The 25,292-nt window shown below is 61.7% G+C and carries 20 protein-coding genes; 7 read left to right on the top strand and 13 right to left on the bottom strand.

The genetic code is table 11. From position 1 onward, the window contains the following. Window positions 1-56 precede the first annotated feature (56 nt). The 6 genes from pheA to VJ464_25095 are packed head-to-tail and all read right to left on the bottom strand — an operon-like array spanning window position 57 to window position 4,547. The gene (gene pheA, locus VJ464_25120; protein HKQ08426.1) at window positions 57-389 is read right to left on the bottom strand and encodes a chorismate mutase; all 333 of its coding nucleotides are present in this window, start codon (window positions 387-389) and stop codon (window positions 57-59) included. 55 nt (window positions 390-444) lie between these two features. Beyond that, on the bottom strand, window positions 445-1,251 hold the full coding sequence (gene trpA, locus VJ464_25115; GenBank protein ID HKQ08425.1) for a tryptophan synthase subunit alpha: 807 nt from the start codon (window positions 1,249-1,251) through the stop codon (window positions 445-447). Next, window positions 1,248-2,474 carry a tryptophan synthase subunit beta gene (trpB, locus tag VJ464_25110; protein HKQ08424.1) on the bottom strand — a complete coding sequence of 409 codons (1,227 nt, stop codon included), beginning with the start codon at window positions 2,472-2,474 and terminating at the stop codon, window positions 1,248-1,250. Before trpB ends, trpA begins: the two co-directional genes overlap by 4 nt. After that, window positions 2,471-3,121 carry a phosphoribosylanthranilate isomerase gene (locus VJ464_25105; protein ID HKQ08423.1) on the bottom strand — a complete coding sequence of 217 codons (651 nt, stop codon included), beginning with the start codon at window positions 3,119-3,121 and terminating at the stop codon, window positions 2,471-2,473. The genes trpB and VJ464_25105 overlap by 4 nt, the downstream gene beginning before the upstream one ends. Further along, entirely contained in the window at window positions 3,102-3,953 is an 852-nt protein-coding gene (gene trpC, locus VJ464_25100) for an indole-3-glycerol phosphate synthase TrpC (GenBank protein HKQ08422.1), read from the bottom strand. The genes VJ464_25105 and trpC overlap by 20 nt, the downstream gene beginning before the upstream one ends. 30 nt (window positions 3,954-3,983) lie before the next feature. Next, window positions 3,984-4,547: an aminodeoxychorismate/anthranilate synthase component II gene (locus tag VJ464_25095; protein ID HKQ08421.1), complete on the bottom strand. Its 564-nt coding sequence runs from the start codon at window positions 4,545-4,547 to the stop codon at window positions 3,984-3,986. 103 nt (window positions 4,548-4,650) lie between these two features. Here VJ464_25095 and VJ464_25090 point away from each other — a divergent pair, with 103 nt between their 5' ends. Continuing rightward, entirely contained in the window at window positions 4,651-6,900 is a 2,250-nt protein-coding gene (locus VJ464_25090; protein HKQ08420.1) for an FdhF/YdeP family oxidoreductase, read from the top strand. Here the strand turns inward: VJ464_25090 and VJ464_25085 are convergent. The 4 genes from VJ464_25085 to VJ464_25070 all read right to left on the bottom strand — a co-directional run bounded on the left by VJ464_25085 (window position 6,894) and on the right by VJ464_25070 (window position 10,835). Beyond that, on the bottom strand, window positions 6,894-7,268 hold the full coding sequence (locus VJ464_25085) for a hypothetical protein (protein ID HKQ08419.1): 375 nt from the start codon (window positions 7,266-7,268) through the stop codon (window positions 6,894-6,896). The two genes, VJ464_25090 and VJ464_25085, sit on opposite strands and share 7 nt — an antisense overlap. 108 nt (window positions 7,269-7,376) lie before the next feature. Further along, complete coding sequence (locus VJ464_25080) at window positions 7,377-7,568, bottom strand: hypothetical protein (GenBank protein ID HKQ08418.1); 192 nt, start codon at window positions 7,566-7,568, stop codon at window positions 7,377-7,379. A gap of 370 nt (window positions 7,569-7,938) precedes the next feature. Beyond that, on the bottom strand, window positions 7,939-9,834 hold the full coding sequence (locus VJ464_25075) for a CocE/NonD family hydrolase (protein HKQ08417.1): 1,896 nt from the start codon (window positions 9,832-9,834) through the stop codon (window positions 7,939-7,941). Window positions 9,835-9,845: 11 nt separating this feature from the next. Next, window positions 9,846-10,835: an aldo/keto reductase gene (locus VJ464_25070; GenBank protein ID HKQ08416.1), complete on the bottom strand. Its 990-nt coding sequence runs from the start codon at window positions 10,833-10,835 to the stop codon at window positions 9,846-9,848. Window positions 10,836-10,998: 163 nt separating this feature from the next. Here VJ464_25070 and VJ464_25065 point away from each other — a divergent pair, with 163 nt between their 5' ends. Together VJ464_25065 and VJ464_25060 are read left to right on the top strand one after the other, a co-directional pair. Further along, window positions 10,999-13,167, top strand: a complete 2,169-nt coding sequence (locus VJ464_25065; protein ID HKQ08415.1) for a PQQ-binding-like beta-propeller repeat protein — start codon at window positions 10,999-11,001, stop codon at window positions 13,165-13,167. Window positions 13,168-13,199: 32 nt separating this feature from the next. Further along, on the top strand, window positions 13,200-13,517 hold the full coding sequence (locus VJ464_25060) for a tripartite tricarboxylate transporter TctB family protein (protein ID HKQ08414.1): 318 nt from the start codon (window positions 13,200-13,202) through the stop codon (window positions 13,515-13,517). A 16-nt stretch (window positions 13,518-13,533) separates the two neighbouring features. Here the strand turns inward: VJ464_25060 and VJ464_25055 are convergent, their stop codons facing one another. Together VJ464_25055 and VJ464_25050 are read right to left on the bottom strand one after the other, a co-directional pair. Next, the gene (locus VJ464_25055; protein ID HKQ08413.1) at window positions 13,534-15,036 is read right to left on the bottom strand and encodes a DUF1501 domain-containing protein; all 1,503 of its coding nucleotides are present in this window, start codon (window positions 15,034-15,036) and stop codon (window positions 13,534-13,536) included. A gap of 4 nt (window positions 15,037-15,040) precedes the next feature. Then, entirely contained in the window at window positions 15,041-18,235 is a 3,195-nt protein-coding gene (locus VJ464_25050; protein ID HKQ08412.1) for a DUF1553 domain-containing protein, read from the bottom strand. Between the two features lie 394 nt (window positions 18,236-18,629). On the opposite strand from VJ464_25050, the gene VJ464_25045 reads away from it, so the two are divergent. The 4 genes from VJ464_25045 (at window position 18,630) to VJ464_25030 (ending at window position 23,935) form a co-directional block, all read left to right on the top strand. Continuing rightward, window positions 18,630-22,313, top strand: a complete 3,684-nt coding sequence (locus tag VJ464_25045; protein HKQ08411.1) for a chemotaxis protein CheB — start codon at window positions 18,630-18,632, stop codon at window positions 22,311-22,313. A gap of 4 nt (window positions 22,314-22,317) precedes the next feature. Next, window positions 22,318-22,965 (top strand): response regulator transcription factor, encoded by a 648-nt coding sequence (locus VJ464_25040; protein ID HKQ08410.1) that lies wholly within the window; start codon window positions 22,318-22,320, stop codon window positions 22,963-22,965. Window positions 22,966-23,282: 317 nt separating this feature from the next. Beyond that, window positions 23,283-23,477, top strand: a complete 195-nt coding sequence (locus VJ464_25035) for a hypothetical protein (GenBank protein HKQ08409.1) — start codon at window positions 23,283-23,285, stop codon at window positions 23,475-23,477. A 44-nt stretch (window positions 23,478-23,521) separates the two neighbouring features. Beyond that, window positions 23,522-23,935 carry a response regulator gene (locus tag VJ464_25030; protein ID HKQ08408.1) on the top strand — a complete coding sequence of 138 codons (414 nt, stop codon included), beginning with the start codon at window positions 23,522-23,524 and terminating at the stop codon, window positions 23,933-23,935. Window positions 23,936-24,093: 158 nt separating this feature from the next. Here the strand turns inward: VJ464_25030 and VJ464_25025 are convergent, their stop codons facing one another. Next, on the bottom strand, window positions 24,094-25,044 hold the full coding sequence (locus VJ464_25025; GenBank protein ID HKQ08407.1) for an aldo/keto reductase: 951 nt from the start codon (window positions 25,042-25,044) through the stop codon (window positions 24,094-24,096). Window positions 25,045-25,292 lie beyond the last annotated feature (248 nt).

Raw genomic sequence — 25,292 nt, 5'->3', positions numbered from 1 at the left:
TTACGAACAAGTATTATAGCGATGCCCGCCGCCTTTTGCCCGGTGAACCGGATGGATTAATTGGCGCGCCGCTTTTTCCGAGGGCTCGCCTTCGCCGCGGGCCGCCGCATCTCCTCCATCTCATGCTCGACGGTGACGCGCTCGATGCGCCGCGATTCGTCAATGATGCGCTCGAAGAGCCGCCGCATGCCTTCCTCGTCGAGCGGCCCGCCGTTGATCCGTGTGACGTGCTCCAGCACTTCCTTTTCGCGTGACGGCGAGTAAACCGGCTGGCCGATGTCGCGCTTGATGCGGCCAATCTCGATGGCGCACGTCGAGCGCTGATTCAGCAGACGCACCAGCTCTTCATCTATGCGATCAATTTCGTCACGCCAATCTTCGATGCTCAATGCGGTTCGCCCCTTTGAGGTTTCAGTTTAATCACCCGACCGGCCAGCGGCAATACTATTCACTTTGCCGAGTCGCAGGCGACAGCAATTCGCGCGTCAGCCGGCCGACTCGCTCGACTAACGAATCATCTTCAGCGTGCCGGGCGATCTCTGCGACAATGCGGCTGCCGACCACCGCGGCGTCGGCATGTTGCCAGACTTCGGCGACGTGTTCAGGAGTTGAAACACCAAAGCCGACGGCGACCGGCAGAGCGGTGAACGGTCTGACGCGCTGAACTAGCAGACTGGCCGCATCCGAAAGGCTCTGGCGCACGCCGGTAACGCCCGCGCGCGACACGGCGTAAACAAACCCGCTGCACGCCTCGGCGACTCGCTTGATGCGCTCATCCGTGCTGGTCGGCGCCACCAGAAAAATCGTGTCTACTTCGACGGCGCGCATCTGTCGAATCAAATCGCCCGCCTCTTCCGGCACCAGGTCGGTCACCAGCAATCCATCAATGCCGGCTTCACGCAGCTCGCGACCGAGCAATGCTTCGCCCAGTGACAACAGCGGATTGAAATAGCTGAACAGCACAATCGGAATCTCGCTCTCATTGCGAATGCGCCGCACGAGGCTCAAACAATCGCGCACCGTGACCCCATTGCGCAAGGCGCGCTCGGAGGCGCGTTGAATCACCGGCCCATCGGCCATCGGGTCAGAAAAAGGCACCCCCAGCTCGATGATGTCCGCGCCGCTTTTTTCAAGCTCAAGAATGAGCCGCGCGGTCGTTTCCAAATCGGGATCGCCGGCGGTGATGTAAGGAATGAACCCTTTGCGGCTGGCCCGGCGCAACGCGGCAAACTTGTCAGCGATTCGCGTCATCGTTCGCCCCGCCGCTTGAGCAACATCTCGGCAACCGTGTTGACATCCTTATCGCCGCGCCCCGACAGGTTGGCGATGATGATGGCTTCACGCGGCATGCGCGGCGCGGCCTTAATGACTTCGGCAATGGCGTGCGCGCTTTCGAGCGCCGGGATAATCCCTTCGAGCTTTGCCAGCAACTCGAATGCGGCGAGCGCTTCTTCGTCATTCGCTGAAGTGTAATCAATCCTACCCACGTCGTGCAGGTAAGCATGCTCCGGCCCGATGGCCGAATAATCGAGCCCGGCAGATACCGAATGGGTCAGCGCCACCTGCCCGCCTTCATCCTGCAAGAGGTAGCTGCGCGTCCCCTGCAAAACGCCGGGCCTGCCGCCGCTGAAGCGCGCCGCGTGCTGGCCCAGCTCCAGCGAATGGCCGCCGGCTTCGACGCCGATCATCTTCACCTGTTCATCACGAATGAAGTCATAGAACAGGCCGATTGAATTACTGCCGCCGCCGACGCAGGCAACCAACAAATCCGGCAGGCGCTTTTCCCGCTCAAGTATCTGCGCCCGCGCCTCGCGGCCAATCACCGATTGAAAGTCGCGCACCATCGTCGGGTAAGGGTGCGGGCCGAGCGCCGAGCCCAGCAGGTAGTAGGTGTCCGTAACATTCGTCACCCAATCGCGCAGGGCTTCGTTGATGGCATCTTTCAGGGTGCGGCTGCCGGCATCCACGCCGACGACTTCAGCGCCGAGCAAACGCATGCGAAAGACGTTCAGCTCCTGCCGGCGCATGTCTTCGGTGCCCATATAAACAACGCAGTCTGCGCCCATCAGCGCGCAGACCGTCGCGGTCGCGACGCCGTGCTGCCCCGCGCCGGTTTCGGCAATGATGCGCCGCTTGCCCATGCGCCGCGCCAGCAATGCCTGACCGATGGCGTTGTTGATCTTGTGCGCGCCGGTATGGCAGAGGTCTTCGCGCTTCAAGTAGATTCGCGCGCCGCCCAGATGCTCCGTCAATCGCCCGGCGAACATTAACGATGTTGGACGACCGACGTAATGCTTCAACAGCTCGGTGAACTGGCGTTGAAAGTCGGCATCGCGCCGCGCCTCGTCGTAAGCGGCGACCAGTTCTTCGAGCGGGTGCATCAAAGTTTCAGGCACGTACTGGCCGCCGTACGGCCCGAAGTGGCCGCGCCCATCCGGCATCTGATATGAAGTGTCTTCTTCGACCTTGCTCATGGCAATTCCCTATTTATGATCGCCGCGTTGGCGCGCGCCACCTCAGCCATAAACTCGCGCAGCTTGCGCAAATCTTTTCTCCCCGGCTCGGCTTCAATTCCGCTGCATACATCAATCGCCGCGGGGCGTACGGCGGCAATCGCTTCGGCGACATTGTCAACGCGCAACCCGCCGGCCAGAATCAGCGGCGCATAGCGCTTGGCTTCGGTGGCAATCCGCCAATCGAAGCGGTGGCCGGTGCCGCCGTAACTGCCCCGCACACTCGTATCAAGCAGGATCATGCTTACCGTGTATTTCTCAATCTCGCGGCAGTCAAAATCGTCACCGACGCGCAGCGCCTTGATGACTCGCAGCGAACCGAAACCCTCGCAATACGCCGCGGGCTCATCGCCGTGAAGCTGTACGGCCTGCAAGCCGACTTGCGAAGCAATCTCGATGACGCGCTGGCGCTCTTCGTTCACGAACACGCCGACAAGCGACGTGAGCGGCGCAAGCTGTCGAGCGATCTCTCGCGCATCAGCGGGCGCGACATAGCGCGGGCTGCGCGGCCAGAAGTTGAAGCCCAGCGCATCGGCCCCGGCCCCGATGGCGGCTTCAGCCTCTTCGAGCGTGCGCACGCCGCAGATTTTAACTCGGACTCGATTCATCGCACGCCTCACGGATCAGTTGTCGTAATGCGCCGCCGGGATTTTCAGCGCGCATAAAAGTCTCGCCGATCAAGAACGCAGAGTAGCCCGCCTGACGCAATCGGCGGATACTCGCGCCGTCGCCAATCCCGCTCTCGCTCACCAGGGTTGTCCCGGCAGGCGCTAGCCGCGCGAGATCGAGCGATGTTTGCAGGTCAACGTGAAAGGTCGTCAGGTCGCGGTTGTTGACGCCGACGGTCGCGGCGCCGGCGCTCGCTGCGCGCCGCATCTCGTCCGCCGTGTGGACTTCGACCAGCGCCTCCAGGCCGAGCGCCTCGGCTCGCTCAAGCAAGCGGCGCAGCAACGCATCATCGAGAATGGCGACGATCAGTAACACGACATCCGCACCCGCGGCGCACGCCTCGTATAGCTGATACTCATCGAAGATAAAATCTTTTCTAAGCAACGGTGTGGCCGTCGCCGCGCGAATCATTCGCAGATGATCGAGCGAGCCGCCGAAGTGATCTTCTTCACAAAGCACGCTCATGGCCGCCGCGCCCGCTTCCTGGTAACTCAAGGCAATCGCCAACGGGTCGAAGTCGGCGCGGATGATGCCTTTCGACGGCGAGCGATGTTTGACCTCGGCAATGACGTTGATTGATTCAGGGCGCTTCAGGCTTTCGGCGAACGATCTGCCGGGTCGAGTGATTGGCTCGGCCTGAGCCATCACTTCTTCGAGTGGCGATTGCGCCATGACCTCTGCGAGCCGCGCCGCCTTTCGGTCAACGATGCGGTCGAGAATGCCGCCGGCTTTCAACACGCCCGCCGGTCGCTGTTCGGTTCGGCTCGCCAAGATGCTCTGCTCCTTCACCATTCAATCAGGCTACATGCTCAAAAAGTTTTCCAGCAGCGTCCTGCCGTGCTCGGTCATCACCGACTCCGGGTGAAACTGCACGCCTTCGATTGGGTAATCGCGGTGCCTGAGCCCCATGATGATCCCGTCGGGGGTCGTCGCCGAGACTTCGAGCGTCTCAGGTAAGCTCGCCTTCTCGACGATCAGCGAATGATAGCGCGTCGCCTTGAAGCGATAAGGCACGCCGCGAAAGATGGTCGCCGAGTCATGGCAGATTTCGCTGATCTTGCCATGCATCAGGTAAGGCGCGCGCACCACCGCGCCGCCGAACGCCTGCCCGATGGCTTGATGGCCGAGACAGACGCCGAGGATCGGCATCTTCCCGGCGAAGGCGCGTATCGCCTCAAGCGTCACGCCCGCCGTATCGGGCACGCCCGGCCCCGGCGAAATTAATAGTCGTTCGGGCTCCAGCTCGCGAATGCCCTCAACCGTGATCGCATCGTTGCGATAAACCGCCACGTCCGCGCCCAGCTCGCCGAGATATTGGACGAGGTTATAGGTAAATGAGTCGTAGTTATCGATGACGAGAATCACGCCGTCATTCTAACAGGCGGGCGGGAAGGGCGACAATCGTGCCAACTGCCGCCGCGATGGTTTACAATGCTCAACAGCAAAGCATTCAAGAAAGAATCAAAGCATGACACGCTGGAATAAAAAGAACTGGGTCAGCCTGTCGCCGAACGGCATCGGCTACACCAAGCCGAACCATTATCTCGAAATGGCGCGCGTCGCCTGGCGTAACCGCGATCAACTGCCATTCGCCTGGCGCATTCTGAGCAAGGGCGTCTGTGATGGCTGCGCGCTCGGCACAACCGGGCTGCACGACTTCACGATGGACGGCGTCCATCTCTGCATGGTGCGGCTGGAATTGCTGCGGCTGAATACCATGCCGGCGCTCGACATTCGCAGGCTCAACGACACCCGCGAGCTTGAGCGCATGAGCGGGGCCGAGTTGCGCGAGATGGGCCGCCTGCCCTTCCCGATGATTCGCCGTCGTGGCGAGCCCGGCTTCAGCCGCCTGTCGTGGGATGCTGCCCTTGACTTGATCGGCGGACGCATCGCTGCCGTTTCACCTGAACGGCTGGCGTTCTACCTGACGTCGCGGGGCCTGACCAACGAAACCTATTACGTGGCGCAGAAGGTGGCGCGCTTTCTCGGCACCAACAACATAGACAACTCGTCGCGCATCTGCCACGCGCCGTCTACGGTGGCGCTGAAACAGGCGCTCGGCGTCACCGCTTCGACTTGCTCGTATAGCGATTGGATTGGCACAGACCTGCTGGTCTTCTTCGGCAGCAACACGCCGAACAATCAGCCGGTGACGATGAAGTACATCTATCAGGCCAAGCAGCAGGGCACGCGCGTCGCTGTCGTCAATCCGCTGCGCGAGCCGGGCCTTGAACGTTACTGGGTGCCTTCGGTTGCCGAGTCGGCGCTGTTCGGGACCAAAATCGCCGACGCCTTTTTTCAGGTTCATACGGGCGGCGACCGCGCCTTCATTGCCGGCGTCATCAAGCACTTGATTGAAAACGACTGGGTGGATGCTGGCTTCATACGCGACTACACGCAAGGCTTTGAAGACTTGAAAGCGGCTCTGGCGGCCAATTCCTGGGATCGGCTTGAGCGCGCCTCGGGAACCAGCCGCGAAGAGATGCGGCGCTTTGCGCGCATGCTCGGTGAAGCGCGCAGCGCCGTGTTCGTCTGGTCAATGGGGATCACCCAGCACCGTGACGGCGTGGCCAACGTGCGCGCCATCGCTGACCTGGCGATGGCGCGCGGCTTCCTGGGACGCGAGAAGTGCGGCTTGATGGCGATCCGTGGCCATTCGGGCGTCCAGGGTGGCGCGGAAGTCGGAGCGGTGCCGAATCAGTTCCCCGGCGGTGTGGCGGTAGACGGCGCGGGCGCCGCGCGCTTCGGTGACCTGTGGGGCTTTGCCGTGCCCGACCGGCGCGGCCTGAATGCCGTCGAGATGATCGATGCGGCACATCGCGGCGAGATCGAGGTCTTTTATCAGGTCGGCGGCAACTTCCTTGAAACGCTGCCCGACCCTGATTATGTCCGCCAAGCGGTCGAGCGCTTACCGGTTCGCCTGCATCAAGACATCGTGCTGACGCCGCAGATGCTGGTCGAGCCGAATGAGCTGGTCGTGTTGCTGCCGGCGCAGACTCGTTACGAGCAACGCGGCGGCGGCACGGAAACTTCGACCGAGCGCCGCATCCTGTTCAGCCCGGAGATTGCGGGCCGGCGCATCGGCGAGGCGATGGCTGAATGGGAAATCCCTATGCGGATCGCCGAGCGGGCGCGGCCCGCCGAGGCGCGCTTGATTCATTTCGACGACGCGCAGCAGGTCCGCGAAGAGATCGCTCGCGCCGTGCCTGCTTATAAAGGCATTGAAGCTTTGCGCGAGGCCGGCGATCAAATCCAGTGGGGCGGCCCGCGCCTTTGTGAGTCGCGTGACGCGAGCGGCCAGACGACGCCGCATTTCCCGACGCCGACGGGCCGAGCGATCTTTTCAGAGATCGCGTTTGCGGAAGGGCCAGGCGATGGACGGCTGCGGCTGGCGACGCGACGCGGCAAGCAGTTCAATAGCATCGTACAGCGCCAGCGCGATCCGTTGACCGGGGCGCTCCGCGAAGATGTGCTGATGAATCAGGACGACGCGACGCGACTGGGTATCGCTGACGGCGATGCCGTCGTCATCGAGAGCCAGGCAGGCAGGATGCGGGGGCGCTGCCACATCGCGCCGATTGCCGCAGGCAACGTTCAGGTACACTGGCCGGAAGGCAACGTCCTGTTGACGCGCGGCGTTTGTGACGACGAGTGCGGCATTCCAGATTACAACGCTGAAGTCACGATTCGTCGCGACGAAGAGCCGTCGCATCAGTAGGGATCATCCGAGCGCGGCGTGAGCAACTCGATCTTGCGCGCCCAGTTCTTGCCGCCGCGTTGCGTATAGCGGACGCTGGCCGCCGCGCCCTGAGGAATGCTGGCCGGCGGCACGGCGCGTCCCGATTCGACGATTGCCGTGCGCTCGTCAAAGTCGAACGTCACTTGCTTGTCGCCATCCACCAGGGTCAGCGTCCGTGTATCGGTATTGACCGTGCCGATCTGGCCTTCGACGGTTTGTACGTCCGAGTTGATGGGTGATTGAGGCGGGCCGGCGGGCGCGTCGTTGACGCGCAGGCGGAAGATCAACATGCTCGCCAGCGCGAAGGCGCAAAGGATGATAACGATAATTCGTATGAGCTTGCTCATGCGACCCACCTGCTAATGCCATTATAGCGCAGCACGGCAAAAACAAGAGCGGGCCAGCCCGAGCATTGGGCCGACCCGCCGATGTCGTTACAGAATGCTTCGAGCAAATTACATATTCTTGTTGGCGGCCTTTTTGGCGGATCTCCTGTGGCGTTTCTTGTGATGCTTCTTGCCACCCATCTTCTTGCCTGAAGAGGCTGCTGCCGGCTTCGCGTTCTTGTTCTGGGTCGTGGTGGCTGCAAATACCGAACCGCCGGCCAGCGCCAACACCATCACTGCTGAGAGAATAATTTTCTTCATTAACTGTCCTCCGTGCGAGATTTTAGTTAGCCGATTGAATGTCGCGGCCAGGCCGCTCATCTCAACTAGCTTGCGATTACTGACTAGAGCAACGTCCGTGCCGCGGCTGCGGCCTACACGGTTGGGTGACAAATCGCCAAAAATCAGGACTTTTGCAAACGCATTGGGCGCGGCAGGTTTGCGCCCACCCCTTTCGCGTGTGGCTCTTTTGTCGGCGCAAGCAAAACAGCCACAGCACGCCCGATGAAATAGCGGTTATCAATCGCGAGTAGCGCAAGGCGGTTAGCTTGCGCGAGCCGCTGCGCAAGCTAACCGCCTTGCGCTACATGGCAAACCCATCTGAGGCCCCTCGGTCATCACTCATCACTTCCTACCGGGTCGGCTTGGGGTCAACCAGAACGGTGATTGACGAGCTGAGGTTGCGCGCGCGATAGACGCGCTCCGTGGCTTTCTGAAAATCCGCCGCCGCCGCTTTGGGAATGTCCATGAACTTCTGCGGGTTGCGATCAACCACAGGGAACCATGAGCTTTGCACCTGCACCATCATGCGATGGCCTTTGCGGAAAGTGTGATAGACATCCGGGGTCGCGAAATGAATGGCCGCCGGCTGACCGGGGACGAACGGCTGCGGCTTGTCAAAACCGTTGCGGAACTTACCGCGAAACGGCTCGCCGCGCACCAGCTGTTGGTAGCCGCCCATGCGGACTGTGTTGGCCGGCACCGGCTGACCTTCGGGCGCGGGCGGCTGGGGATAATCGCCGGGATAGACATCGATCAGCTTCACCACAAAATCACTATCGGTTCCCGAAGTCGAGACATTGAGATTGACATGAAGCGGGCCGGCTATGGTCACGTCCTCGTCGAGCGGCTCGCTTTTGTAGACCAGCACGTCAGGCCGCTCGGCGGCGAAGCGCTGATCTTCAGTCAGGTAATCCGAAGTCATGCCTTTGACGATGTAACCGAGATAAGGCACGGGGCGATTTGGATCGCTGACGTATTCATCAAATGTGCCCTCGCCCGTAGGCGCGTCACCGCCTAACCGCCCGCCGGCTTGAAAGTACATGGTCCGAGGACTTGCATCTTTCGGCGGCCAATCCGACAGCGCGCGCCATTCGTTGAGGCCGGTCAGAAACATATAGGCTTCGGGCAAAGTGGCCGGCTTGTCTTTCAGATAATGCATGAAAAACGGGAACTGAATCTGCTCGCGGAAAAACGCCGCCGTCTTGACGCCGAAGTTGAGGTTGCCGAGTTTGTCGCCATCGCCACGCGCCCAGCCGCCATGCGACCACGGCCCCATGACCAGCAGATTGGTCGCGCCGGGATTGTTCTTTTCGACGGCGCGGTAGGTGTGAAACGGCCCCATCGGGTCTTCGGCATCGAACCAGCCGCCGACGTTCAACACGGCGCACTTGACGTTGTTCATAAAGCGCCACAGCGAGCGCGGCTTCCAGAACTCGTCATAGTTGGGGTGGTCAATGATCTCCTGCCAGTACCCGGCTTCGCCGTTGAGCAGCCTTTGATTAACCTCGGCGAGCGGGCCAAGGCGCAGGAAGAAATCATAACCATCGGGCGTGCCGGAATCGAAAGGCGGGCGCTGCACGGGGGGTTCCGGCCCGCCTCTGCGCGGCCTGAATGACGAATAGAACCAGAAATTCGCCGCCAGCATGAACGCGCCGTTGTGATAGACGTCGTCGTTCAGATAATAGTCGGCGGTCGGCGCTTGCGGCGATGCGCACTTGAGCGCCGGGTGCGTGTCCATCAAGCTGGCGGCGACATGAAAGCCCGGCTGCGAGATGCCGACCATGCCGACACGGCCATTGTTGTCGGCGACGTTCTTCAACAGCCACTCGATGGTGTCATAAGTGTCGGTGCTCTCGTCTATGTCTTTCGGGCCGCGCTTGTCCGGCTTGAAGGGGCGCACCTGCTGAAACTCGCCTTCCGACATATAGCGACCGCGCGCGTCTTGATAGACGAAGATGAAGCCCTCCTTCTCGAATTCGGGCGAAGGGCCAAGCGTCGCGCGATAAAAGTCAACGCCATAGGGCGCGACGCTGTAGGGCGTGCGGGTCAGCAGGAAGGGATACGCTTGCGACTTGTCTTTCGGGACGTAGACCGAGGTGAATAGCCGCACGCCATCGCGCATCGGGACCAGGTACTCGTACTTCGTATAATGCGCCCTGACGTTATCAGCGGTTTGCGCCGCGCCGACCGAGAACATGGCGAGCAGAATCATCGCCGCCGCCATAAGCGTTTTGTAAGCTTTCATCCAACTCACCTCTAGCGATTGACCATGCCCATCAGCGCTTCAGGGTAGCGGGTGCCGGCAGCCGCTCCCTGAGGCGCGATCTCATCAATGCGGCGCAGATCATCGGCGCTCAATTCGATGTCTAGCGCGGCGATGTTCTCTTCCAGGTAAGCCCGGCGCTTGGTTCCCGGAATCGGTATGATGTCTTCGCCCTGTGCCAATGTCCAGGCCAGCGCGAGCTGTGCGGGGGTGCAGCCCTTCTCGTGCGCCATCTCTTCGATGCGCCGCACAAGGTCGAGATTCTTGGCGAAGTTTTCGCCTTGAAAGCGCGGCGCGTGGCGACGGTAATCGTCCGCCGCCAGGTCGTCGAAGCGCTTAATCTGGCCAGTCAAAAAGCCGCGCCCAAGCGGACTGTAGGCGACAAAGCCGACGCCAAGCTCGCGACAGGCCGGCAGGATTTCGTCTTCAGGGTCGCGGCTCCACAATGAGTATTCAGTCTGCAAGGCGCTGACCGGGTGCACAGCGCAGGCGCGGCGCAGCGTTTCGGCGGACGCTTCGGATAGGCCGATGTAACGAACCTTACCTTCATGAACGAGGTCAGCCATCGCGCCGACCGTCTCTTCGATGGGCGTTTGCAGATCAACGCGGTGCTGGTAGTAGAGATCAATGGTGTCGATGCCGAGCCGCTTCAGGCTGCCTTCGCAAGACCGGCGCACATAATCAGGCTTGCCGCTGACGCTGCGCACGGCGGGATTCGCCGGGTCGCGGACGATGCCGAATTTCGTGGCGATGATGACTTCATCGCGGCGGCCGCGGATGGCGCGCCCGACCAGCTCTTCGTTGGTGTAAGGGCCGTACATATCGGCGGTGTCCAGAAAGTTCACGCCCAGCTCAAGCGCCCGGCGAATCGTCGCCAACGATTCGCTGTCGTCGCCCTTGCCGTAGAACTCCGACATGCCCATGCAGCCCAGGCCGAGGGCTGAAACTTCCAGGCCGCTTTTCCCTAGATTTCGCTTTTGCATTGTTCTTCTCCAGTCGAATGGTGATTGCTGACGGTTGCCTCGCAGCTTGAAAAAGCATGCACGGTTTTCACTGTAACCGGCGGCTGCCGAACTGGCAAGAAGCGTGCCCGCCGTGCGTTGTCAGGCTGGTTAGCGAGCCGGCAAGAATGATAGTCTGACGCCTATGCCCAAGCTACGAAATCAATCCTTACTTCAACTTTTCGTTATCGTCCTATTCGCCGTGGCGGCGTTGGCGTGGGCCATCGCCGCGCCGCCGAGCCGTGCTGATAATGATGCGGAAACCGCCTCCAGCGAGTGGCCGACGCATGGCGGCAACCCTGCGCATACACAGTACTCGCCGCTCGCCCAGATCAACACGACGAATGTCAGCCGCTTGAGAGTCGCCTGGGTCTATCACACAGGCGATCACCGCGAAGACAACCGCTCACAGATTCAATGTAACCCGATCATCGTTGACGGCGTCTTGTACGCCACGTCGCCGCAGATCAAAGTCTTCGCACTCGAAGCAGCAACCGGTAAAGAGCTATGGACGTTCGACCCGTTCAAAGCCGGCGCGCAGGCCAGTTCTTTAGGCGCGAATCGCGGCGTGACTTACTGGGCAAGCGGTGACGACCGGCGCATCCTGGTCTGCGCCGGCGAGCGCCTCTATGCGCTCAATGCGCGCAACGGTCAGCCCATCGCGTCGTTCGGCAAACAGGGCAGCGTTGACCTGACCGAAGGGCTGGGCCGCGACATCAAGGGACTGTTCGTTTTGTCGAACACGCCGGGGGCGATTTACAAAGACGTGCTAATTCTCGGCACCCGCGTCAACGAAGGCCCAGGCCCCGCGGCTCCCGGTCACATTCGCGCCTACGACGTGCGGACGGGCAAGATTCGCTGGACGTTTCACACGATTCCCTGGCCCGGCGAGTATGGCTATCAGACCTGGCCTAAGGACGCGTGGCAACGCATCGGCGGCGCGAATGCCTGGAGCGGCATCAGCGTTGATACCAAACGCGGCATCGTCTTTCTGCCGACCGGCTCGGCGGCATTCGATTTCTATGGCGGCAATCGCAAAGGCGCTAACCTGTTCGCCGATTGCCTGCTGGCGCTCGACGCGGCGACCGGGCGCAGACGCTGGCATTACCAGTTCGTGCATCACGACCTCTGGGACCGCGACCTTCCCGCCGCGCCCGTTCTGGTCACGCTGCGGCGCAATGGACGATTGATCGATGCCGTCGCGCAGACCACCAAGCAAGGCTACGTCTTCGTCTTCGAGCGCGCCACCGGCAAGCCTGTCTTCCCGATCACCGAGCGGCCCGTGCCGCCCTCAGACCTTGCAGGCGAGCAAGCCAGTCGGACGCAGCCGCTGCCGGTCAAGCCGCCGCCGTTCGCCCGGCAGACCTTGACCGAAGAGAGCGTCACGGACATTTCACCCGAAGCCCGCGCCGCGATTCTGGCGCGCTTGAAAGGCACGCGCACCGGGCGCCAGTTCATCCCGCCGAGCAAAGAAGGGACGGTGATCTTTCCGGGCTTCGACGGCGGAGCCGAATGGGGCGGCGCGGCGTATGATCCGGCGAGCGGGCGGCTCTACGTCAACGCCAACGAGATGGCATGGATTTTGACGATGGTCGAGGTCGCACCGAAGACCGCGGGCGAAGCCGTTTACCGACAGAACTGCGCCTCGTGTCATGGCATTGATCGGCGCGGCGCGACGCAACAGAACGCCCCGACGTTGATCAACCTGGCCGAACGCATGCGGCACGACCAGGCGCAGCGGATCATCGAGCACGGCCGCGGCTGGATGCCTTCGTTCGCTTATCTAGCCGACGCGCAGAAGCAAGACCTGTTGCGTTACCTCTACGACGAAGAAACGGCGGGCGTCGCCTCGCCGACGAAGCCGAATGGCGAGAGGGCTAGCGACATGCCTTTCACGATCACCGGCTATAATCGCTTTCTCGACCCGAACGGCTACCCGGCGGTGAAGCCGCCGTGGGGCACGCTCACCGCCGTCAACCTGAACAGCGGCAAGATCGATTGGCAGATACCGCTTGGAGAATTCGCCGAGCTGACGAAGCGCGGCATCCCGATCACCGGGACCGAAAATTATGGCGGGCCGATTGTCACGGCGGGCGGCTTGATCTTCATCGGCGCAACCAAAGACGAAAAGTTTCGCGCCTTCGACAAGCGCACAGGCAAGCTGCTCTGGGAGACGCAGCTCCCGGCAGGCGGATACGCGACGCCCAGCACCTATGAAGTGAACGGCAAGCAATTCGTCGTGATCGCCGCGGGCGGCGGCAAGATGGGCACGAAGTCGGGCGATGCTTACATCGCCTTCGCCCTTCCAGATTAAAGGCAAGCCGCCTGGGTTTTGGAGGTGGTGAAATGTTTGATGAATACAACCAGCGCAATGAGGAACAGGAAGAGGACGAGAAAATAGACCCGCATTGGCAGATCGTCCTGACGGCGCTTTACGCGGTGGCGATGCTGGCCGCCGGCTATGTCGTACTGAGCAGATATGGCTGGTGGGTCGCGGCCATCGGCAGCATCGTCTTAACGCTTGCCGTCTTTGCCGCTTACCAGTGGATTAAGGTTTGGCTTAACGTGCGGCGGCAGGAGCGTGGTCCAGAAGATGACGGCTCGCCGATCTCACTGAATCTCAGCTCACCAGCCGCCAGCCGGTCAGAGTCGGATGACAAATAAGCGTCGGGCTCGCGCTTCAAGCCAGCAGCTTCTCGACGACTTCGCCATGCACGTCGGTCAATCGAAAATGGCGGCCCTGAAACTTGAAGGTCAGGCGTTTGTGGTCTACGCCGAGCAGATGCAGAATCGTCGCCTGCAAATCAAAGACGCTGACAGGGTCGGCGACGGCGTTATAACTGAAGTCGTCGGTTTCGCCCATCACCATGCCGCGCTTGATGCCGCCGCCCGCCAGCCACATCGCGAAGTTGCGCGGGTGGTGGTCGCGCCCGTAATTGCCTTCGGTCAGCTTGCCCTGGCAATAGACCGTGCGCCCGAATTCCCCGCCCCACACCACCAGCGTGTCGTCGAGCAGGCCGCGCTGTTTCAAGTCTGTAATTAATGCCGCTGTCGGCTGATCCGTGCCTCGACATTGCAGCGCCAGGTCGCGCGGCAGATCGTTATGTTGATCCCAGCCGCGATGGTAGAGCTGAATGAAACGCACATTACGTTCGGCGAGCCGCCGCGCCAGCAGACAGTTCGCCGCATAGCTCCCCGGTCGGCGCGATTCCGGGCCGTACATTTCAAAGACCGAATCCGGCTCCTTCGACAAATCCATCAGGTCGGGCACGCTCGTCTGCATGCGATAAGCCATCTCGTACTGCGCGACTCGCGTTTCGATCTCCGGGTCGCCATACTCCGCCGCCTTCATCTTGTTCAAGCGCCCCACGGCGTCGAGCATCTGCCGCCGCGTCGTCTTGCTCACGCCGGGCGCGTCGTCCAGGAACAGCACAGGCGTTGCGCCGCCGCGAAAGCGCACGCCCTGATAATTCGACGGCAAGAAGCCGCTCGACCACAAACGCGAAAACAACGGCTGATCGGTGTTCAAGGCATGCGCCTGCGACAGCAGCACAACGAACGCCGGCAGGTTCTGATTCACACTGCCCAGGCCATAGCTCACCCATGCGCCCATGCTCGGACGGCCCGGTTGTTGAAAGCCTGTTTGGATGAACGTAATCGCCGGGTCGTGGTTGATCGCGTCGGTATGCATGGTCTTGATGATCGCCAAATCATCAACCACCTTCGCCGTGTGCGGCAGCAGTTCGCTCACCCACGCGCCCGACTGGCCGTGCTGGCTGAACTTGAACAGCGAGCGAACGCATGGCAGTGACGACTGCCCCGAAGTCATGCCGGTGATGCGCTGCCCCTGGCGCACCGATTCGGGCAACTCCGTGCCGTGCAGGCGTTCGAGCGGCGGCTTGTAATCGAAGGTTTCGATCTGCGAAGGGCCGCCCGATTGGTGCAGGAAGATGACGCGCTTCGCCTTTGGCGCAAAGTGCGGCAGGCCGGCTAGACCGCCGGTCTTCGGGTCACGCGCCGTTCCCTCATCGCCGCCGATAGCCGCAAGCATTTCAGGCTGGAGTAATGATGCCAGCGCGGCAATGCCTATGCCTTTCGCGCCGACGCCGAAGAACTGCCGTCGCGTCATGCCCAGCGCCAGCTCTCGCTCGATGGCCGCGGCCTGGTTATCTTCCTTACACATCGTGCTACTCCCTGGTGATGGTTTCGTCGAGGTTCAATATCGCTGACGTAACGACCGTCCACGCCGCCGTTTCAGCCACGTCAAGCTGCGGGTCGAGCGGCGATTCGCCGACCTTCAATAAAGCGAGCGCCGCTTTGTTGTCGCGCCGATAAGCAGCCATCTGCTTTGCCAACAACTCGCGCAAGAGGGTAGATTCCTGCGCCGTCGGCCAGCGCGCCGTCGCCAGCCGAAAGGCGTAGCGCAAACGGCTCGCCGTGTCTTTGCCGCCTTCGCGCGCCGCGCGCACGGCCAGCGCCCGCGCCGCTTCGATATAGGTCGGGTCGTTCAGCAGCACCAGCGCCTGCAATGGCGTGTTGGTCACGGCGCGGCGCGCGACACATTTCTCGCGGTCGGGCGCGTCAAACGTCAACAGCGAAGCCGGCGGCACCGTGCGCTTCCAGAAGGTGTACATGCTGCGGCGATATAAATCCTTGCCGTGCGCCTGCTGATAAGCCTGCGCCGAGAAGCCGTCGCCAAAGGCCATCTCTTCCCACAGCCCTGCCGGTTGATACGGCAAAACGCTCGGCCCGCCGACTTGCTCGTTGAGCAAGCCGCTCACCGCAAGCGCGTTGTCACGCACCAGCTCGGCCTGCAAACGCGAACGCGGGCCGCGCGCCAGCAAACGATTCTCCGGGTCGCGCTCGCGCAGTTCCGCCGTCAGCTTCGACGATTGGCGATAGGTGGCCGAGGTGACAATCTCCTTCAGCAGCGCCTTCACATCCCAGCCGCCGCGAACGAATTCGCCGGCCAGATAATCGAGCAGCTCAGGATGCACGGGCGGCTCGCCTTGCGAGCCAAAATCTTCGCTGGTCTTGACGATGCCTGTGCCGAACAACATCTGCCAGAAGCGATTGACCGCCACCCGCGAGGTCAATGGGTGCTGCGGGTCTACGAGCCAGCGGGCGAGCGTCAGCCGATTCAACGCCGCGTCTTTCGGCAGCGGCGGCAAGACCGCGGGCACGCCGGGCGCGACCTTTTCAGTCCGGTTGCGATAATCGCCACGCCCCAGCACGAAGGTTTCGCGCGGCTTGGCCATCTCGTCCATCACCATCGTCGTGACAATGGCTTTGTCGAGCGTCTTCTTCTCTGCCCGCAAGCGCTTCAGCTCGGCATAGTGCTGGCGGTAAGCCTCGCTCGCCGCAACATTCAAAAAGTAATCGCGCACCTGCTCGGCTTCATCCTTCGAGCGTTTGCCGTTGACCGCTGACAGAATCACCATCACCGGATAGCGAATGGCTAAATCCGCGATTTCCTTTTCCGCCAGCTCGCGGTCGTAGAGGCGCAGGTCGTCGAGCTGCCCCTTGTACGGCTTGCCGAATGGCTTATAGCCGACCCGCAACGCCGCGTCCGTGGCGCACGAGCCCACGAGGTTATCTTTTAAGACTTCGACCGCTGCCGGCTTGCCATCAATGAACAGTCTGAGGCCCGCGGCTTTCGCCGTCCCCTCATAGGTGAGCGCGATGTGATGCCAGTCGCCGAAAGAGACTCTCTCGGTCGTGCGCAGGTGGATGATCTCGTCCGGCATAGTGGCGACGACGCGCACATTGAGCCGCGCCGCCCAGTGCTGAATGCCGACCAGTCCCATGTCGTCAAAGAACATCTCCCAGCCGCGCCGGTCGCTTTCGCTCGCCTGTTTGTGCATCAGCGTCAGCGGCACGTTGCTGTCGACCTTCACCCAGGTCGCGACGGTGAAATGGTCGCCGCGATTAAAGCCGCCGACTTTCCCGAAGCTCACCTGGGTTTCGCCGTCAAAGCGCACGGCAGGACCGATGCGGCCGCTGCCGAAGGTCGGGTCGCCCTTCACCGTCGTCCCGTGTTGATAGCGGCCCGATATGTCCGAGAGGCTGCCATCGAGCGGGTAATGCGCCGCCAGCCCTTCGCGGTTGGATTCGGCAACGCGCCCGACATAGGCTTTCTCCCACTCGGCTTGCGCCGAGGCGACCGCTTCGCTTTTCAGCTCGGCGTCGCGGGCGGCGATGGCTTTCGTTAGCTCATCCTGTCGCGCCTTCTGCTCCGCGGTCGGCAGCGGCAAGGTCGGTTTGGCGTTGCCTTCGCGGCCATCCAGCCCTTCCTCCGAAACCGTGTTGAAGAAGGCGAAGAACTGATAGAACTCTTTCTGCGTCAGCGGGTCGTACTTGTGCGAATGACAGCGCGCACAGCCGAGCGTCATCGCCATCCAGGTGGTCGCCGTCGCTTCCAGGCGATCCACGACGTACTCGGTTTGGTACTCTTCGGGAATCGCGCCGCCTTCAAAGTTAATCATGTGATTGCGGTTGAACCCCGACGCGATGCGTTGCTCGGTGGTCGCGTTCGGCAGCAGGTCGCCCGCCAGTTGCTCGACCGTGAATTGATCGTAGCGCTTGTTCTGATTGAAGGCTTGAATCACCCAATCGCGCCACGGCCACATATCGCGGTGGCTGTCTATGTGATAGCCGTGGGTGTCGGCGTAACGCGCCAGGTCTAACCACATCAGCGCCATGCGCTCGCCGTAGTGCGGCGAGGCGAGCAAGCGGTCGACGGCCTTTTCGTAGGCGTCGGGGGATTGGTCGGCGAGAAAGGCGTCCAGGGCTTGCGGCGTCGGCGGCAAGCCCGTCAGGTCGAGCGACACGCGGCGCAGCAAGGTGGCGCGGTCGGCTTCCGGCGATGGCTTTAAGCCTTCGCGTTCGAGTCGCGCCAGGATGAAGCGGTCAATGGCGTTGCGCGACCATGGGGCATTAGTTACAGCAGGCGGCTCAGGGCGAGTGATCGGCTGGTAGGCCCAGTGATTGCTCCAGCGCGCGCCTTCGTCCACCCAGCGCACGAGCGTCGCGATCTGCGGCTCGGTCAGGCTGTGGCCCGAACCGAGGGGCGGCATGCGAAAGGCCGGGTCTTTCGAGGTGATGCGCTTGATGAGCCTTGAATTCTGCGCGTCGCCGGGGACGATGACGCCGGGCTTTGCAAACGCGCCCTCTTTGGTGTCGAAGCGCAGGCCCGCCTGTCGCTGCTTGTCGTCGGGGCCGTGACAGGCGAAGCAGTTGTCCGAGAGGATGGGCCGCACCTCGCGGTTAAAGTCAACGGGCTTCATGCTGCTCTGCTGCGCCGCGGCGCGCGGCAGAAAATAACTCGCGGCCAGCGCAGCCGCGCACACGGTTAAGGCGATCAGGCGTATCGAGCGCTTCATGGTCAATCTCTGGCTGTCGTGTGGAATCCGGCTCGAAGAGTTTTACTTGAGAACCGCGGCGCGCGTCAATGCGCGGAGGGCCACTACCAGGGCCTATTCATTCTCGAATAACCATTGGGGGATGAACCGCCAAGACGCCAAGACCGCCAAGAAAAGCTCTGTGTTCTCTTGGCGTCCTTGGCGTCTTGGCGGTTTAAGTCCGGAGAATGAATAGACCCTAGGGCCACTACCAATCTTAATCGCCAAGCACCCCCGAAAGGCGTAAAATAAGAAGCGCACCAGATTTGCTCTCTTCATCTTCAAGTTTTCTTCATACGGTCGGAGGCTGCGACGGTGCGCCAAGCTTCCGCCTGCGGCAATGCGACAACCGGAAGCGGTTGCTCTAGCACCAAGTATGGAAAAGAAGAAACGCGAATCGCGCAAGCAGCCAACGATCAACGAAGACCTCGCCGAGATGAAGAAGCCGGGCGGCTTCATCCTGGTCGGCATCGGCGCGTCGGCGGGCGGCTTCAAGCCGATCATGGAACTGCTGCGCCGCCTCCCCGCCGACAGCGGCATGGCCTACGTCGTCATCCTCCACCTGTCGCCGACGCACAAGAGCAGCTTAGACGAGGTGCTGCAAAACGAAACCGCCATGCCGGTCACGCAAGTCCAGGACGCCGTCAAGGTCGAGAAGAACCACGTCTACGTCATCCCGCCCAACAAGAATCTGTTGCTCGAAGACGGCGTGATCCGGCTCCGCGAACCGGATCACGCCCGCGGCGACCGTGTGCCGATTGACCTTTTCTTCCGCTCGCTGGGCGAGGTCTATCGCAATAACGCCATCGCCATCCTGCTGTCGGGCGCCGGCGCCGACGGCATGCTCGGCATGCAGCGCGTCAAGGAGAAGGGCGGGCTGACCATCGTGCAGGACCCGCGCGAGGCCGTGCAGGCGAGCATGCCCAATAGCGCCATTCACGCCGGCGTCGTCGACTTCGTGCTGCCGGTGGCCGAAATCCCTGACAAGCTGATGTCGCTGTGGCAGAATGCCCAGCGAATCGTCCTGCCGCCTGCCGACGCCGCCGCGCCGCGCGACAAGGCCGACGAGGCGTTGCGCGACGTGCTCACCCTGGTGCGCTCGCGCACAGGCCATGACTTCACCAACTACAAGCGCTCGACCATCCTGCGCCGCATCGAGCGCCGCTTGCAGGTCAACGGCGTCAGCGACCTGCCCGCCTACCGGCAATTCATCTACGAACGCCCCGACGAGGTGCTGGCGCTACTGCGCGACCTGCTCATCAGCGTCACCAACTTCTTCCGCGATCACAAAGCCTTCGAGTGCCTCGCCGCTGACGTCATCCCCAGCCTCTTCGACGGCAAGAACAGCAGCCAACAGGTGCGCGTCTGGGTGACCGGGTGCGCCACGGGCGAAGAGGCTTACTCGATGGCCATCCTGCTGCACGAGCACGCCGCGCGGCTGACCGACGCGCCGAAGTTGCAGGTCTTCGCCACGGACATAGACGAAGAGGCCATCCAGCGCGCCCGCTATGGGCTTTACCCGGAAACCATCACCAACGACGTGTCGCCGGAGCGCCTGAAGCGCTTCTTCACACGCGAGGATAGGCACTACCAAATCCGCAAAGAGGTGCGCGAGACGGTGCTGTTTGCGCCGCATAACATCCTGCGCGACCCGCCGTTTTCCAAGCTCGATCTCATCACCTGTCGCAACCTGCTGATCTACCTGACGCGCGACATCCAGGATCGGGTGCTGGATATCTTTCACTTCGCCTTGCGCGACGAAGGCTTCCTGTTCCTTGGCTCGTCGGAGACGGCTGAAGGCAGGGCGGGGCTGTTCACGCCGTTCAACAAGCGCTTCCGCATCTACCGGCAGCGCCACCAGAATGGGGAAATGCCCGGCCTGCCGCTGATGCCGCAGGCCGGACGCTGGGAGGCCAGGCCCCATCGGCGCGCTGTCGCCGGCGCTGCCAGAGGCCAGTCCATCGCCGACCTCCACCAGGAGTGGCTGATGACGCATCACGCGCCCGCCAGCGCCTTGATCACCGATGATCTCGACATCGTCCACCTCTCGGGCAACGCCGGGCGCTACTTGCAATTCACCGCCGGCGAGCCCTCGCGCAACCTGCAAAAGGCGATCAACGAGGCGCTGCGCTTCGAGCTGCGCGGCCTGCTGATGACCACCCGGCAGAGCGGCGCGCCGGTCGAATCGCGGTTCGTGCGCGCGCAAATCGCCGGCGAGACGGTTCTCGTCAAACTGATGATCGAGCCGGTTTCGGTGCCCGATTCGGCGCAAACCTTTCTGATGGTCGTCTTCAACGAGTTGAAAGAGACCACCCAAGACGGCTCGCCGCTCCTGCCCGCCGACGCCGCCGCGACGAGCGCGGAACCGGCGATGGAGCCGCTGCTGCGCAACCTGGAGGACGAGCTAAACCGCACCCGCGAGCAGTTGCGCGTCACGGTCGAGCAGTACGAGACCTCGAACGAAGAGCTGAAGGGCTCGAACGAAGAATTACAGGCCCTCAACGAAGAGCTGCGCTCGGCGACCGAAGAGCTGGAGACCAGCAAGGAAGAGTTGCAGTCGGTCAACGAGGAGCTGACGACGGTCAATCATGAGTACAGGGAAAAGCTCGAAGTGATCAGCCGCACCAACTCCGACCTGAAAAACCTGATGGCCTCGACCGAAATCGGCACCATCTTCCTGGACCGCGCCCTCAACATCAAGCGCTATACGCCCGGCGCCCAGCATGTCTTCAACATCATCGCCTCTGACCTGATGCGTCCGCTGGCGCACATCACTCATAAGCTCGATTACGACAAGCTGGACGAGGACGCCGAGCATGTCATGGCGACGCTGCAAACCGTCGAGCGCGAAGTGGCGAGCGCCGACGAACACTATTACATTGCCCGCCTGGTGCCGTACCGCACCCCCGAGGACCGCATAGACGGCGTCGTGCTGACGTTCATCGACATCACCGACCGCAAGCGCGCCGAGCAGGAGCGCGAGCGGTTGTTGGCCGAGCTAGACCGGCAGCGCGGCTTTATGGAGGCGATTGTGCGCCAGATGCCGGTCGGCATCATCATCGCCGAAGCGCCGCTGGGCCGGCTGATTCTCGGCAACGAGGAGGGCGAGCGCATCTGGCGGCACGCCTTCATCGCCTCGGACGCCGTCGCCGATTACGGCGATTATAAAGGCTTCTACGCCGGCGGCCACCCCTACAAACCGGAGGGGTGGCCGCTGGCGCGCTCGATCCAGAAGGGCGAGGTCATAAGCGGCGAAGAGATAGATTACGAGCGCGGCGACGGCTCCCGAGGCTGTATGGCGGTCAGCTCGGCGCCGATCTACAGCCCAGAAGGCGAGATGGTGGCCGCCGTCATGGCCTTCTACGATATCCCCGAGCGCCGCGCCGACCGCCGGCGCCGCCAGGGCATGCACATGCTGGTGTCGGCGCTGGAAGACGAGCGGCGGCGCATCTCGCGCAACCTGCATGACCAGCTCGGCCAGCAGTTGACGGCGCTCAAGCTGCGGCTCGAATCCCTGTTCGCGGAAAGCGGCTACGCCGCTTTCCGCGAAGACATCCGCAAGGTGCAGACCCTCGTCGAAGCGATTGACCGCGACCTCGACTTCATGGCCTGGGAGCTGCGGCCTATGGCGCTCGACGATCTCGGGTTGCCGGCGGCGCTGGCGAATTTCGTTCAGGAGTGGGAAACGCACTCGCGCGTCCGCACCGAGTTTCACGACAGCGGCATCGGCAACCCGCGCCTCTTGCCCGAAGTCGAGACGATGCTCTATCGTATCGCCCAGGAAGCGCTCAACAACGTCGTCAAACACGCCCAGGCGAGCCGCGTCGAGGTGATGCTCGAACGGCGGGCTAATCAGGTGATACTGATTGTCGAGGACGATGGCATAGGGTTTGACTCAAATCAGGAGTCAGACGGCGGCCCCCGCGCCGGGCTCGGCCTGCTCGGCATGCGCGAGCGTGCCGCCCTGGTCGGCGGGCAGTTCGAGATCGAAAGCGCGCCCGGCAAAGGGACGACCGTCTACGTGCGTGCGCCGTTCCAGACCGTCGGCGAGGAGAAATGAAGCTATGACAAAGTTACGAATCCTGATTGCCGAAGACCATGAAACGATCCGCGAAGGCATTAAGCTCCTGATTAACTCGCAGCCCGACATGAATGTCGTCGGCGAAGCCGGCAACGGCCTCATGGCCATACAGAGCGCCCAGACGCTGCTGCCCGATGTGGTGCTAATGGACGTTTCGATGCCCGGCGTGACCGGCTTTCAGGCGACCGAGAAATTGAATGAGACCTGTCCGCAGGTCAAGGTACTGGCGCTGACCAGGCACCGCGACAAGGCTTACTTGCAACAACTGGTGCGCGCCGGCGCCGACGGCTACGTGCTGAAGCAGAGCCCCGCGGAAGAACTGCTGCGCGCCATCCGCGCGGTCGCCGCCGGCGGCCAATATCTGGATGCATCGCTGACCGGCAAGGTACTGGCCGGGTATGCCAGCGAACAGCGGTCGAAAGATGCCCGTCGCCAGTGGATCAGCCAGCGCGAGGAGGAAGTCATCAAGCTGATCGCCTGGGGCCACAGCAACAAAGAGATTTCCGCGAAGCTCGACATCAGCGTCAAGACCGTCGAGGCGCATCGCGCCAACGCCATGCGTAAGCTCGACATGCACAGCCGCATAGACATCGTGCGCTTCGCCCTGTTGCAAGGCTGGCTCGAAGAATAACGGGCCGCCGGGACAATCCGCGATAGATAGCCTGAAATCGCCGCCGGGCTGTCTGCCTCCCAACTCGCAAATAAACGTCAACAATATACTTATTCACCCTCCTCCCCCCTCCGGGGAATTCCCTTAGGCTTCTTCCCATGTTCCCTATTCTCCCACTTCGCCAACAAGCGCATAATCAATTTGACGCGCGGTTTCCCCTTATCGGTAACGATTATAAAAATTGGTCGCTTTGGCAGAGGAGAGGTGGCATTAAGGTTTCCTTGGCGCGTCATACCCCCCGGCGGAGATGCCATCTTGTCAGGTAGGGAATCAAACCGATGAAACAGACACCTGAAAGAATGCAGGATGACCCTGTCATAGCGGATGCCGTCAGTGGGCGGTTAGCGCGAATCGCAGAGTTGAAAGAACTATTAAAAATGGTCCGCGGCATCCCCGAAGAGATGTCGCTGCTGCATGATCTGACACAAGAGATCAGCGCCCTGCGTCAGCTTCTCGAACTACGGTATCATTGAGCGGTCATCAAGGTTTATTCAATCCGGAGTCCAGGAGAGCAACCTTGGCGAGCAATTTGGGACGCGAGAAGGGTTCCGCCAAAGGGCGGATACTATTCATTGACGATGACGACGACACCTGCGAGATGGTCAAGGTGGTGCTGAACCAGGCAGGTTACGAAGTCAATGCCGGGCGCAGTGTCGCCGAAGGCTTGTTGTTGGTCCGCAAGAAAAAGTTCGACCTGATTCTCATGGACTGGTATTTCAGCGATGGCACAGGCATCGAGCTCTGCCGCGCGGTGCGCCAGTCCGACGCGCGGACGCCGATCTTCTTCTACACAGGGATGTCTCAGGAGCAGCAAATCCAGGCGGCGCTTGAGGCCGGCGCGCAGGGTTGCTTCATCAAGCCGGTCGAGATAGAAACTTTGCTGAATACGATTGCCGCGCAGATTGACACGCGCCCGCCGAATAATGACTGAGCCGCCGGCTCTGGCCCGCAAAGCGGCGCGCTACGTTGGAACCTGTGTTTGAACGATTGGCTCAGAAGCGCCCGCTCCAGTCTCATTATACGCCCCGATCCCTGCCACACAATCGAGTCACGGAAGATCGCCACACACTCTGACGACGCATTACAGGGTTATGCCGGCATGAGCTGTTGCACGTGTTGCGGCTCGTCGCCGAGCCATTCGGGATGCTTGGCGGTGCCGTCGAAGATCGAAGAGGTCTTGAACGGTTCGAACTCGCCGCGCGCCGCCGCCCTGGCAGTCTTTGCCAGCAAAGTTGACACGTCGTCGTCACTCAGCGGGCGGAAGGTGCGCGCCGCCTCGAAGGCTTGATCGAGAATCTCAAGACTATCGATGCCAGTGATAACCACCGAAGTCGGCAAGTGCAGCGCATAATGCAGACATTCAATTGGCGTAACCGTTCCCGATTTCAGCAGAATGCCGTTGGCCATGCACTTCATCCCCAGCACGCCAATCTGTTGCTTGATCAGTTCCGGCAGGACGAGCTTTTCAAAACTGCGGTAGTGCGCGTCCATGACGTTAAGCGGCATCTGCACGGCGTCGAACTTGAAACCGTGCTCGGCGGCGACCTCCAGGGTGTAGGCATGGATGCGCGGGTCTTTGTGGCCCGTAAAGCCAATGTAACGCAGCTTACCGGCACGGCGGGCGTCTTCGAGCGCGGCGTTGGCGCCTTGCGGGTCGAAGATGCGGTGCGGGTCTTCAAAGCGCAGGACTTCGTGGTGCTGCACCAGATCGATGTGGTCTACCTGTAGGCGGCGCAGCGATTCGTCAAGTTGCTCGGTCGCGGCTTTCTTCGAGCGGCCATCAATCTTAGTCATCAGGAAGACGCGGTCGCGATAGCCGTCCTTCAGCGCGCGGCCCATGCGAATCTCGCTCTGGCCGTCGTTATAGTCCCAGCAGTTGTCCATGAAGTTGATGCCGCGATCAATGGCGGCGCGAACGATGCGGATGGCGAGCGCTTCATCAACATGCTTCAGCGCCAGGTGCCAGCCACCCAGGCCGATGGCTGAAACCTGTTCGCCGGTGCTGCCCAGTGTTCGATAGAACATCTCTGTGTCGGACATGATTATCCGCCTGCTCCCTTCCCCGTAATCTGCCGAACACTCTCGTCTGGAGTCTAGCAAACCGATAGCTGCTGAAGCACGGCGAAAATAGCGGAACCGGCGTTGACTCAGGCGCGTTGGTGCTTCCGCAGGCGATTAAGGCGGGTGAATGATAGCGCGTCACTGACTGTCCGCTTGTGAGTTTTCACCGTCATTGTCAATATTACTTCAGTGGGCGCAGCGGCAAGAAATAAACTGAAATATCCCCC

Source organism: Blastocatellia bacterium, assembly GCA_035275065.1.
Lineage (GTDB): Bacteria > Acidobacteriota > Blastocatellia > UBA7656 > UBA7656 > DATENM01.
Note: the sequence above shows the minus strand (reverse complement) of the source record. Positions and strands in the feature narration are given on the sequence as shown.

Coding starts and splice junctions, on each gene's coding strand:
- trpB (HKQ08424.1), bottom strand. CDS start 2,474: ATGAGCAAGGTCGAAGAAGACACTTCATATCAGATGCCGGATGGGCGC.
- VJ464_25090 (HKQ08420.1), top strand. CDS start 4,651: ATGACACGCTGGAATAAAAAGAACTGGGTCAGCCTGTCGCCGAACGGC.
- VJ464_25085 (HKQ08419.1), bottom strand. CDS start 7,268: ATGAGCAAGCTCATACGAATTATCGTTATCATCCTTTGCGCCTTCGCG.
- VJ464_25105 (HKQ08423.1), bottom strand. CDS start 3,121: ATGAATCGAGTCCGAGTTAAAATCTGCGGCGTGCGCACGCTCGAAGAG.
- VJ464_25070 (HKQ08416.1), bottom strand. CDS start 10,835: ATGCAAAAGCGAAATCTAGGGAAAAGCGGCCTGGAAGTTTCAGCCCTC.
- VJ464_25055 (HKQ08413.1), bottom strand. CDS start 15,036: ATGTGTAAGGAAGATAACCAGGCCGCGGCCATCGAGCGAGAGCTGGCG.
- VJ464_25075 (HKQ08417.1), bottom strand. CDS start 9,834: ATGAAAGCTTACAAAACGCTTATGGCGGCGGCGATGATTCTGCTCGCC.
- VJ464_25035 (HKQ08409.1), top strand. CDS start 23,283: ATGAAACAGACACCTGAAAGAATGCAGGATGACCCTGTCATAGCGGAT.
- VJ464_25040 (HKQ08410.1), top strand. CDS start 22,318: ATGACAAAGTTACGAATCCTGATTGCCGAAGACCATGAAACGATCCGC.
- VJ464_25025 (HKQ08407.1), bottom strand. CDS start 25,044: ATGTCCGACACAGAGATGTTCTATCGAACACTGGGCAGCACCGGCGAA.
- VJ464_25050 (HKQ08412.1), bottom strand. CDS start 18,235: ATGAAGCGCTCGATACGCCTGATCGCCTTAACCGTGTGCGCGGCTGCG.
- VJ464_25045 (HKQ08411.1), top strand. CDS start 18,630: ATGGAAAAGAAGAAACGCGAATCGCGCAAGCAGCCAACGATCAACGAA.
- VJ464_25060 (HKQ08414.1), top strand. CDS start 13,200: ATGTTTGATGAATACAACCAGCGCAATGAGGAACAGGAAGAGGACGAG.
- VJ464_25080 (HKQ08418.1), bottom strand. CDS start 7,568: ATGAAGAAAATTATTCTCTCAGCAGTGATGGTGTTGGCGCTGGCCGGC.
- VJ464_25065 (HKQ08415.1), top strand. CDS start 10,999: ATGCCCAAGCTACGAAATCAATCCTTACTTCAACTTTTCGTTATCGTC.
- trpA (HKQ08425.1), bottom strand. CDS start 1,251: ATGACGCGAATCGCTGACAAGTTTGCCGCGTTGCGCCGGGCCAGCCGC.